Origin of the sequence: Actinobacillus minor NM305, from assembly GCF_000175195.1 — a bacterium.
In the GTDB taxonomy this organism is placed as follows: Bacteria; Pseudomonadota; Gammaproteobacteria; order Enterobacterales; family Pasteurellaceae; genus Haemophilus_A; species Haemophilus_A minor.
The window spans coordinates 1-11,386 of record NZ_ACQL01000095.1; the positions used below are offsets into that span (position 1 = coordinate 1).

At 39.4% G+C, this 11,386-nt stretch carries 10 protein-coding genes; 7 read left to right on the forward strand and 3 right to left on the reverse strand.

Annotated features, from left to right (window positions below):
* The 5 genes from AM305_RS05905 to tsaB all read left to right on the forward strand — a co-directional run.
* Nucleotides 1-754: ribonuclease D (locus tag AM305_RS05905; RefSeq protein WP_005824040.1), on the forward strand; the 754-nt coding region annotated here is incomplete at its 5' end.
* A 47-nt stretch (nt 755-801) separates the two neighbouring features.
* Nucleotides 802-1,284 (forward strand): leucine-responsive transcriptional regulator Lrp, encoded by a 483-nt coding sequence (gene lrp, locus AM305_RS05910; protein ID WP_005817692.1) that lies wholly within the window; start codon nt 802-804, stop codon nt 1,282-1,284.
* A gap of 9 nt (nt 1,285-1,293) precedes the next feature.
* Nucleotides 1,294-4,269 (forward strand): DNA translocase FtsK, encoded by a 2,976-nt coding sequence (locus tag AM305_RS05915; protein WP_005824042.1) that lies wholly within the window; start codon nt 1,294-1,296, stop codon nt 4,267-4,269.
* Between the two features lie 74 nt (nt 4,270-4,343).
* Complete coding sequence (gene aroG, locus AM305_RS05920) at nt 4,344-5,429, forward strand: 3-deoxy-7-phosphoheptulonate synthase AroG (RefSeq protein ID WP_005824043.1); 1,086 nt, start codon at nt 4,344-4,346, stop codon at nt 5,427-5,429.
* 38 nt (nt 5,430-5,467) lie between these two features.
* Nucleotides 5,468-6,172, forward strand: a complete 705-nt coding sequence (gene tsaB, locus AM305_RS05925) for a tRNA (adenosine(37)-N6)-threonylcarbamoyltransferase complex dimerization subunit type 1 TsaB (protein WP_005824045.1) — start codon at nt 5,468-5,470, stop codon at nt 6,170-6,172.
* A gap of 33 nt (nt 6,173-6,205) precedes the next feature.
* On the opposite strand, the gene AM305_RS05930 is transcribed toward tsaB, so the two are convergent.
* Nucleotides 6,206-6,784, reverse strand: a complete 579-nt coding sequence (locus tag AM305_RS05930) for a thymidine kinase (protein ID WP_005824047.1) — start codon at nt 6,782-6,784, stop codon at nt 6,206-6,208.
* A gap of 61 nt (nt 6,785-6,845) precedes the next feature.
* On the reverse strand, nt 6,846-7,064 hold the full coding sequence (locus AM305_RS05935) for a cell division protein ZapB (RefSeq protein ID WP_005824050.1): 219 nt from the start codon (nt 7,062-7,064) through the stop codon (nt 6,846-6,848).
* A gap of 194 nt (nt 7,065-7,258) precedes the next feature.
* Here AM305_RS05935 and glpX point away from each other — a divergent pair, with 194 nt between their 5' ends.
* Nucleotides 7,259-8,257 carry a class II fructose-bisphosphatase gene (gene glpX / locus AM305_RS05940; protein ID WP_005824053.1) on the forward strand — a complete coding sequence of 333 codons (999 nt, stop codon included), beginning with the start codon at nt 7,259-7,261 and terminating at the stop codon, nt 8,255-8,257.
* An 87-nt stretch (nt 8,258-8,344) separates the two neighbouring features.
* Entirely contained in the window at nt 8,345-9,583 is a 1,239-nt protein-coding gene (locus AM305_RS05945) for a chloride channel protein (protein ID WP_035294098.1), read from the forward strand.
* Between the two features lie 37 nt (nt 9,584-9,620).
* On the opposite strand, the gene AM305_RS05950 is transcribed toward AM305_RS05945, so the two are convergent.
* Nucleotides 9,621-11,386, reverse strand: a 1,766-nt coding sequence (locus AM305_RS05950; protein ID WP_005824057.1) for a MacB family efflux pump subunit, incomplete at its 5' end; no start/stop codon positions are given.

The window sequence follows — 11,386 nt, forward strand, 5'->3', positions numbered from 1 at the left end:
TAAACTCGTAGAGCATTATCTTCATATCGAATTAGACAAAGGGGCTTCTAGAACAGATTGGTTGGCTCGTCCTTTAAGTGAAATACAGTGTCAATACGCCGCCGCCGATGTGTTTTATTTGTTGCCGGTTTATCAAAAAATGCAAAAAGAGCTTTCTGAAAACCGTTGGCAAAAAGCCGTTGAGGAAGAGTGTCAAAAATTCTTAAATAGAAAGCTGAAAGATGAAAATCCGGATCAAATGTATAAGCAGATTGCTAACGCATGGAGATTAGAATCTGCTCAACTTGCTGTATTACAACTTCTCACAAAATGGCGATGGGAAGAAGCGCAAAAAAGAGACTTAGCACTCAATTTTGTGATTAAAGAACAAAGTTTATATGAAATTGCTCGTCAATTGCCTAAACATACATCACAACTCTTGGAATTTATGCACCCGAATGAAGTCAGAATTCACGGGAAAAAAATCTTACGTTTAGTTGAACAGGGCATGGCAGTGTCACCCGAACATTATCCTGAAAAAATAGTACGTCTAGTGGATGAAAAAGGGTATAAATATGCTCTTAAAGCGATGCAGCAAAAAATGCAAGAAATTCAACCGCTTGATCTTGCTCCTGAATTATTGGCGAGTAAACGTCAATTAAATCAATTATTCAAATGGCATTTGAAAGGTAAGCCAACAGATAAAATGCCTGAATTATTAACGGGTTGGCGAACAGTGTATGGAAAACGCATTGCACAAGTATTAGATCACTGATCGGATATTCGGTATAATTTAAATCAGCCAACGAATAGGATAATCAAATGGAAAATAAAAAATTAGCAAGAGCGCTTGATGCGATAGATCTTAAAATTCTCAATGAACTACAACGTAACGGAAAAATCTCAAATATTGAACTTTCTAAACGTGTAGGGCTTTCACCAACGCCTTGTTTAGAACGGGTTAAACGCTTGGAAAAACAAAATGTGATTATGGGATATCGAGCGTTGCTTAACCCGGAATTACTCGAAGCGCCTCTTTTAGTTATTGTCGAGATTACGTTAGTAAGAGGTAAACCGGATGTTTTTGAAGAGTTCAACCAGGCAGTACAACAGTTAGACGAAATTCAAGAATGTCATTTGGTATCAGGGGATTTTGATTATCTTCTCAAAACTCGAGTAGCAGATATGGCTGCCTATCGTAAGTTACTGGGTACCACCTTGTTACGTTTACCGGGAGTAAATGATACTCGAACCTATGTGGTTATGGAAGAAGTCAAACAAACCAACTACCTACTATTAAAATAAGGATAAAATGTGATTAAACGACTTAGAGGAAAGGAAAATCTCATTAACTTTGCGATTGCGATAGTCGGGTTATTGGGTATCTATCTTATTTTAGCGTGGGCAAGTTATAGTCCTTTAGATAACGCTTGGAGTGTCGCGAGTTCTGCTACGGAAAATCAAATCCTTAATAAAACAGGTAGTTTAGGGGCATGGATGATTGATTTACTCTATGCCTTTTTCGGGAAATTAAGTTTTCTTGTTCCATTTTCAATCACAGGGGCTTCCGCTTATGCGCTTATTATGCGTATAGCTGAAGAACTGACTCTCAAACAGTTTCTGCTTTGGGTAGGGAGTTTTTTACTCCTGATGTTAGGGTTATCAGGTATTGCAACTTCTGTTCTAAGTAACTCAGCTTATTATCTTTCTGGTGGTTTTATTGGAAGTATGTTACATGCTTTTTTAGATTCAACCATTGGGCAATTTGGGACCTTGTTCGTTTCGATGCTATGTGTGGCGGTGGGTTTCTATTTTTGCTCCGGACAATCTCTCATCCCACTGTTTACGCAATTTTATGATTGGGTTACTGCAAAAGATGAGAAAAAAGCAGAAGAAGTTGGTGTTTCATCAGAAGCGGAAAGAGTGGTATCTGATTTAAGTGAAGAAACTGTAGGACAAGCGGAAGAAATGCAAAATGTTGAGAATCAGTTCACAGACCCAGCGCATTTTAAACGCCCTAATATTCATGGGTTACGTCCAACAACACCATCAGAAGATGAGATTGTACACATTGAACAAAAGCATGAAGAAAATGGTGGCGCAATGTTTAAGGTCGATTCGGGCCTTACTTTACCAAGTGTAAATGTGCAGGGATTTAATCCTCAAGATGACGTTATCGCACCTGAAAAAACAGAGGAAGAAGTTCTACACATCGACCTACCTAAAGTAAGATTAAATCCGCAGGCAGAAGAACATCCTCAAATGCAAGCGGCTGATATTTCTCATGAATTTACAAATTCAGATTTTGTGAATCCAGCGCAATTTAAAGTTAAACTCCCTGAAAATACATTATCAGACGAAACAGCTGAAGAATGGGAACATGAAGATGAGAATGAAGAAGAAAGAGTAGTTGAAATTAGTGAGGATGATGTTCAACCTCCAGCATTTATGCAAGAATTCCAACCTATGGCGAAGCCTATCATAAAGCTAACACCTTTTGAAGAGGTTGAGGAAACCCAAACGGAAGATGATTTTGAGTCTGAGAGAGCAAAGGCCTTTGCCGAAATGGAGCGTGCAAGGTTAGCTGAAGTAGAAGCACGTGCGAAGGCAGCAGGGTTAGAGCAAACTTTTCATAAAATTACAGAAGGTTCAACCGATTTCAGTACAGATTTAACGGCACAAGTCAAAATTCGTACCGAACCAACGCCTTCAGAATTTAGCACACCAATTAAAGCAACAGTCTCTGAGAGCGCAGTTTATCCTAAAGGTTATGGCGATACGCTCATTCACCCGCTGTTGCAAAAAAATAAGGTCTTGGAAAAACCAACAACACCGTTACCAACATTAGATTTATTGGCTGAGCATAAACAAAGTACAAGACAAATTACCGAAGAGGAAATTCTTGAGACTTCTCGCCGTATCGAAACAGCACTAGCAAATTATGGTGTAAAAGCGACTGTAGAAGATGTTTTGGTTGGCCCAGTCGTAACACGTTATGAAATCAAACCGGCTGCAGGTGTGAAAGCGGCAAAGGTGACCTCTCTTGCCAGTGATTTAGCCCGAGAATTGATGTTTAAAGCTATTCGTATTACAGAAGTTGTACCGGGTAAACCTTATATGGGGATTGAAACGCCTAATCAGCATCGAGAAACGGTTTGGTTACGTGATGTCTTAAGTAGTGATGAATTTGTGAATACTAAAGCAACACTACCGATGGCGTTGGGGAAAGATATTAGCGGTAACCCTGTTGTTGTTGATATGGCAAAAATGCCACATTTACTAGTTGCAGGACAAACGGGCGGTGGAAAATCAGTCGGTGTAAATACGATGATTTTGAGTTTACTCTTTAAACTGACACCAGAACAAGTTCGCTTTATTATGATTGATCCTAAGGTGGTTGAACTATCTATTTATAATGATATTCCACATCTTCTGACGCCGGTTGTAACAGATATGAAAAAGGCGGCAAATGCATTGCGTTGGGCAGTAGAAGAGATGGAACGCCGTTATTTATTGGTTAGTCATTTGCAAGTTCGCAATATTGAAGGGTATAATGCTAAAATTGATCAGGCAGCTGATATGCAAATGCCAATTCCTGATCCAACTTGGCGCCCAAGAGATTCTATGGATGCTTTACCTCCACCATTAACGAAGTTAAGTTATATCGTGTTAATCGTTGATGAATTTGCCGATTTAATGATGAGTGCCGGTAAAGAAGTCGAAGAGTATATTATGCGTATTGCGCAAAAAGCACGTGCTGTGGGTATCCATCTAATTCTTGCGACACAAAGACCGTCCACAGATGTGATTACAGGGGTTATTAAGGCAAATATCCCTAGTCGAATTGCATTTACCGTTGCAAGCCAAATTGATTCTCGGACGATTCTTGATGCAGGCGGTGCCGAAGCCTTATTAGGACGAGGCGACATGTTATATTCAGGCGCAGGCAGCCCTGATATTATTCGAGTACATGGCGCATTTATGGAAGATGATGAAGTCTCTCGTATTGCGGATAACTGGCGGGCTCGAGGCAAGCCTCAATACTTAGATAGCATTGTAGAATCTTTGGAAGAAGTGGATACAACTAACCGAGGTGCATTAGGCGACTTAGACCCACTATTTGATGAAGTTGTTGAATTTGTGGTTGAAAGTGGTATTACCTCAATTAGTGGTATTCAACGGCGTTTTTCATTAGGTTTTAACCGTGCAGGACGAATTATTGATCAGCTTGAAGCCCAAGGGATTATCTCTGAACCGGGTAAAGGCGGAAAACGTGAAGTGTTACGTTAATACACCATTTGACATTTCAAGTAGATTGAACTACTTTAGACAAACTATTTAAATTACTTTAAGAGAGAAACACAATGTCTTATAAAAATGATGATGTTCGTATTAAGAAAATTGAAGAATTATTACCGCCAGTTGCTTTGTTAGAACGTTTCCCAGCAAGCGATATCGCAGCGGATACCGTAGCAAAAACGCGTAAGGCAGTCCATAACATAATTCATGGTGCAGATGACCGTTTATTGGTTGTGATTGGGCCTTGTTCAATCCACGATCCTAAGGCAGCATTAGAGTATGCGCGTAAAATCAAAGCGATGCGTGAAAACCCTAAAATTAACAAAAACCTTGAAGTGGTTATGCGTGTTTACTTTGAAAAACCACGTACAACAGTTGGTTGGAAAGGCTTAATTAACGATCCATATTTAAATGAAACTTATGCATTAAATGATGGGTTACGTTTAGGTCGTAAAGTGCTTTCAGATATTAATGATTTAACTGTACCTGCTGCGGGTGAGTTTTTAGATATGATTACGCCACAGTATATGGCTGATTTTATGAGCTGGGGTGCAATTGGTGCTCGTACTACAGAATCACAAGTACATCGTGAATTAGCTTCGGGACTATCTTGTGCTGTTGGTTTTAAAAATGGAACTAATGGTGGCGTGAAAATTGCATTAGATGCGATTGCTTCAGCAGAAGCACAACACCATTTCCTTTCGGTAACTAAATTTGGTCATTCAGCGATTGTTTCTACCGCAGGTAACCCGGATTGCCACATCATTTTACGAGGTGGAGATAAAGGCACTAACTATGATGCAGAATCTGTTGCGGCTGTTTGTGCTGAAATCGAGAAATCAGGTCGCCGTCCTCATGTTATGGTGGATTTTAGTCACGCAAATAGCAGTAAACAATTTAAACGCCAAATGGATGTTTGTGAAGATGTTTGCAAGCAAATTGCTGGCGGTTCAGAACTGATCTCAGGCGTGATGATCGAAAGTCATTTAGTGGAAGGTCGCCAAGATTTGAAGACAGGTCAGAAACTTGAAGATTTAGTTTACGGACAAAGTATTACAGATGGTTGTATCGGTTGGGAAGACAGTGAAAAAGCATTATTTGCTCTAGCTGAAGCTGTTGAAACTCGCCGTAATAACCGTTCAGAGAAATAATTTCGCTCATATTATTGAGCATATTAGTGTAAGAATATATGAAAAAAACCATTCTTGCTCTAGATACTGCCACTGAAGCTTGTTCGGTGGCTTTGTTACATCATGAGCAAACGACTTTTTTAGATGAATTAAGCCCTCGAACCCATACGCAACGTATTTTGCCGATGATCGATGAGCTATTAAATGCAGCGAATATCTCCATTCGAGAGGTTGATTATTTAGCCTTTGGACGTGGACCGGGGAGCTTTACGGGGGTGCGTGTTGGGGTTGGAGTAGCACAAGGATTAGCAATGGGAGCAAATCTCCCTGTTGTTGCTATTTCCAATTTAACCACGATGGCGGAGCAAGCTTATCAAGAATTAGGTGCAACGAAAGTGATTGCATTGATTGATGCCCGAATGAATGAGGTCTATTTTTCACAATTATCTCGTGAAGAAAATGGTTGGGTTGAGGTAGTAAAAGAACAAGTCTGTTCTCCTGAAAAAGCACTTGCACAATTCCAATTAAGCGACAATGTCACGGAAAATCCTATTATTGTTGGAACTGGTTGGGCAGCATATTCGCTATTTTCTGAAAAAAATCTACCGCTTGTTGTGAGTGAAATCATATTACCTTCAGCAAAATATATGCTTTCGCTTGCTAAAGATGCGATTGCAGTAGGCAACACTCAAACCGCATTAGACATTGAGCCTGTGTACTTACGAAATGAAGTAACATGGCAAAAGTTACCTCATAAACAATAGATATAAAAAAGGACGCCGTGGCGTCCTTTTGAACTATTTTCCTAGCTTCTCTTTGTAATGTTTACGGCATACAGAAAGATAAGTATCATTTCCTCCGATCTGAATTTGATCGCCATCACAAACGGCTTCTCCTTTCTCATTCATACGAATAACAAAATGCGCTTTTTTACCGCAATGACAGATTGTTTTTAATTCTTCTAATTCATCAGCCCATGCTAAGAGATATTGGCTGCCCTCGAAAAGTTCAGCTTGGAAATCAGTACGCAATCCATAACATAAAACAGGGATTTTGAGATGATCGACAACATCGGTAAGTTGGTAAACCTGTTGTTTTGTTAAGAACTGGGCTTCATCAACTAAAATGCAATGTAATGGATTTTGTTCAGATGCCGATTTAATTTCATCAAATAAATTTGTGGTCTCGCTAAAGAGATTAGCCTGTTGGGAAATCCCGATTCGAGAAGTAACTTTACCTAGCCCATAGCGATCATCAATTGCAGCGGTATAAACCAAGGTGTTCATACCTCGTTCTTGATAGTTGTAAGAAGATTGTAGCAGGGTTGTTGATTTTCCTGCATTCATAGAAGAGTAGTAGAAATAAAGTTTTGCCATATTCAAAAAATTCAAATAAAAACGGCTAATTAAATTAGCCGTTCATGTCACATAAAAGAAATTATACGTTATCAATTTGACCTAAAAGCGAACGTAAACGCTCTTGGAAGCTTTGTTGTTCGGCTTTTAATTGCTCATATTCCTGATTTAACGTAGCTTTTGCACTTTCAATTTCAGCATTTTTTTCTTTTAACTCTTCAACTTCTAATTGAAGTAATTGGATTGTTTCAACAGCTTGTTTAATTTTGCTTTCTAATTCATCAAGAACGGATAATGACATAGTATTCACCTCTAATTTTATAATGGGATAATTTGCATTGATTATACAACATTAAGACGTTGATTTCATTGAAAAGTTCGTAAGAATTCAGAATTTTATTTATTTGATCAAATTTTAATGAAATTTTAATTCGCAAACGTTTGCAACTTGATAAAATAGCCTGTCTATTTTAATGGTTATATAAGGATACCCAAATGAAACGTGCAATAGCTTTTGAATTTTCCCGTGTGACAGAAGCAGCGGCACTTGCTGCTTATGATTGGATTGGTAGAGGCAATAAAAATGCGGCTGATGATGCCGCTGTAAAAGCCATGCGAGCATTATTAAATAAAATGGAAATTCGAGGTGAAATCGTCATTGGCGAAGGGGAAATTGATGAAGCACCAATGCTATATATCGGTGAAAAGGTTGGTCAGGCTAATGCAATGGATGAAGAAGTTGATATCGCTGTTGATCCGATTGATGGCACTCGAATGACCGCAATGGGACAAGCCGGAGCTGTAGCAGTGTTAGCAGCTGGAGGTAAAAATACTTTTCTAAAAGCCCCTGATATGTATATGGAAAAATTGGTTGTGGATAGTTCTGCCAAAGGCATGATTGATTTAAATCTACCTTTAGAACAAAACATTCGCCGCGTGGCTTCCAAGAAAGGAAAACTCCTTTCGCAAATGACGGTAGCCATTTTAGCGAAACCTCGCCACGATGAGATTATTAAAAGCGTGCAAGCATTAGGTGTTCGTGTTGTCGCATTCCCTGATGGTGATGTTGCCGCAGCCGTTCAGTGTTGCTTGCCGGAAAGTGATTTTGATCTTGTGTATGGTATAGGTGGTGCGCCGGAAGGTGTTGTTGCAGCTGCGGCTGTTCATGCTTTAGGTGGCGATATTCAAGGTAAGCTTATTCCTCGTAATCAAGTTAAAGGCAATACGCCAGAGAATATTTTAGCAGCTGAAAAAGAGTTAGCGCGTTGTGCTGAAATGAACGTTCCGGTAAATCAAGTGTTAAAATTAGAAGAGATTGTTCGAGATGATAATGTTCTTTTTGCAGCGACAGGTATTACCGATGGTGATTTATTGAAAGGCGTACATCGCAAAGGTGATATTATCTCCACCGAAACGCTTCTAATCCGAGGTCGCTCCCGAACTATTCGTCGTTTAGTGTCATATCACGATATCACACGAATGTCTGAAGATTAGCTAAGTGAGACTAATTAATAACATATATTGTTTTTTATTAACGTATTCAAGTTAAAACTTGAATACGCTTTTTTATTTTTTGAAATTATGAACTCTATTTTCCGTTTTTATTTTTCTATTCTTATAATTGGCTTAATTGCCGGTTTGGTTGGTGTTTTTTTAACTTATCTATTACATCATATTCAGCACCTTGCTTTCAGTTACGGTATGAATGGTGTTGAAATGTCATTCCGAGAAGGCGTAGAGCAAAGCTCTTATCAACAACGAATGATTGCATTGACACTGGCAGGGCTTATTGGTGGTTTAGGCTGGCATGCGTTACACCGTTATGGTAAATTGGTTAGCATTAAGCAAGCTCTAGATAATCCACAACAAGGTACACCATTTTTTTCCACGTTCTCTCACGCATTATTGCAAATTATTACCGTTGGTTTAGGTTCTCCATTAGGAAGAGAAGTTGCACCTCGAGAGATGTCAGTTGCTTTTGCCTCGCTATGGCTTAAAAAAATCCGCTTGACAGTTGAAGATGCAAAATTGCTACTTGCGTGTGCGTCAGGGGCAGGATTAACAGCTGTTTACAATGTTCCATTTGCGGCAACCATTTTTATTTTAGAAACAATGTGGCTTGCTTTTAGCAAACGGGCTTTAGCAGCTGCTTTATTATGTGTTTCAACTGCTACACTGCTAGCCCGTTATTTTTTAGGCGATTTAGTCCAATATGCGACTTTACCTAAAGCTGAAATCAACCAAAGTGCGTTAAGCTTCTCACTTATTCTTGGTGTACTTATCGGTATTCTTGCCAATCTTTTTCAAGCCAGCACCAAGTCTTTTCCTGTATTTAAGAGAACAGATAAACGCTTAATCCTACTCTCAGTTATTGCTTTTGCTATTATTGGACTGATTTCACTTTATCAACCGGATATCTTGGGCAATGGCAAAGCCGGAAATCAGCTGGTTTTCCACATGATGTTAAGTGGGCAAGAGAGTTTACAGCTTTTTGTATTAAAATGGCTTACAGTATTATTGGCGTTAGCTGCTGGCGCTTATGGTGGGCTGATTACACCATCAATGATGCTGGGTAGCACTATCGCCTATTACTTAGCATTTGTGTGGAATTGTTATTTCCCGGCCGTTTCATTAGAAACGATTGCCATTGTCGGGGCTTGTGCATTTCTTGGGGTTTCACTTAAAATGCCACTAACAGCGGTCATTTTTTCGCTAGAACTTACTAGAGGATCTGCTGATTTATTGATGCCGTTAGTTTTAGCGACAACGACAGCAACTATCAGCAATAAATGCTATCAATATTGGCAAACGGCAAAATAAAGCAAAATGGACGAAGCAACCTTCGTCCATTTTTTCACTATTCTTGCGCTAATGCGGTTATTGGATTCAATTTGGAGGCATTTTTTGCCGGCATATAACCAAAAATCACACCGATAAGGGTAGAGCAGAGTACCGCCAAAACTACCGATTCCGGTGCCAGCACCATTTTAAAGTCAGCACCAATGGTATTGAACGCAATGATGATTCCAACGGCAAATAAAATACCGATTACACCACCAAGTAGACAAATTAAAATCGCTTCAATCAAAAATTGCTGCAAAATATTATTTTGCTTCGCTCCAATCGCCATTCGCACCCCAATTTCTTTAGTGCGCTCCGTAACCGAGACCAGCATAATATTCATTACACCAATACCTCCTACCACTAGTGAAATCAAGGCAATAGACGAGATAAGCAACGTCATTGTATTGGTGGTGCTGGTAATGGTCTGTTTAATCGTATCCGAGTTCATAATAAAGAAATCTTTTTTGCCGTGTTTAGCGGTTAGAAGCTCAGTGATACTTTTTTCCGCAGTTTGACTTTCAACATCATCTTTTACTTTTACGGTAAGCGAATCAATGGATTTTTCGCCGGAAATCCGTTGCATTAGAGTTGTGTAAGGTGTCCATAATTTCAAACTGGTTTGATTCATATTGTTTGACTCTTCAGCTAAACCTATAATCTGTAACGGTTTTTTGTCAACCAATAAAATTTTTCCTTCCACCGGCATTGCCAAACCTAAATCTTTGCGAGTATTTTGGTCTATCACGATAACTTGCGCAGCATTTGTAACCTCATCTGCCGAAAAAAAGCGACCGGAGATCATTTTCATTCCTTTAACATTAAGATATTGTTCGCCCACGCCATTTACCGAACCGGTTACATTTGTATTGCCATAAATCACCGTAGCACTTAAATTGCTTGATGGCGTTGTGCTATCCACATAAGGTTGTTTGGCGAGCATTGCAGCATCACTGATAGTCAGATTTTTCGTTAAATTTGCACGTCTGTCACCAAAACCCGTACCATTCATAATCGTCATTGTATTCGTGCCTAAGCTATTGATATTAGCCAAAATTTGCTCTTGCGAACCACGTCCTAAAGCAACTACGGAAATAACCGATGTAATACCGATAACGATACCTAACATCGTTAATAAAGCTCGCAACTTGTGCGCAAAAATAGCACTGATTGCCATTTTAAAAGATTCGGTAAGTTGATCGAAAAAACGGGGGTTTTTATGGGGTTGCTTGGTTAGTTTGAGTTCTTCAGAATAGGGCTTTTGCCGCTCATCTCGAATAATTCGCCCATCTTTAACTTCAATTATACGGCTAGCAGTAGCGGCAATATTCGGATCGTGTGTAACCATTACAATGGTATGTCCTTCTTTGTGCAAATCTTGCAAAATTTGCAACACCGTTTCACCACTTTTCGAATCCAATGCGCCGGTTGGTTCATCGGCAAGGATAATTTCTCCACCATTCATTAAGGCTCGAGCAATACTAACGCGTTGTTGTTGTCCGCCTGAAAGTTGATTAGGGCGATTCTCGGTTTTATCCGAAAGTCCTAATTTCGTCAATAATTGATTAGCTCGGTCTTTACGAGATGCACTGTTCATACCAGCATAAATGGCAGGTAATGCCACATTTTCATTTGCATTGAGGGCAGAAAGTAGGTTGTAGCGTTGGAAAATAAAACCGAATTTTCTCTGGCGCAGATCGGATAATTCATCAGAACTCATTTTTTGTGTTTCTTTACCATCAATTCGGCAAATGCCCGAACTGGCGGTATCCAAACAGCCAA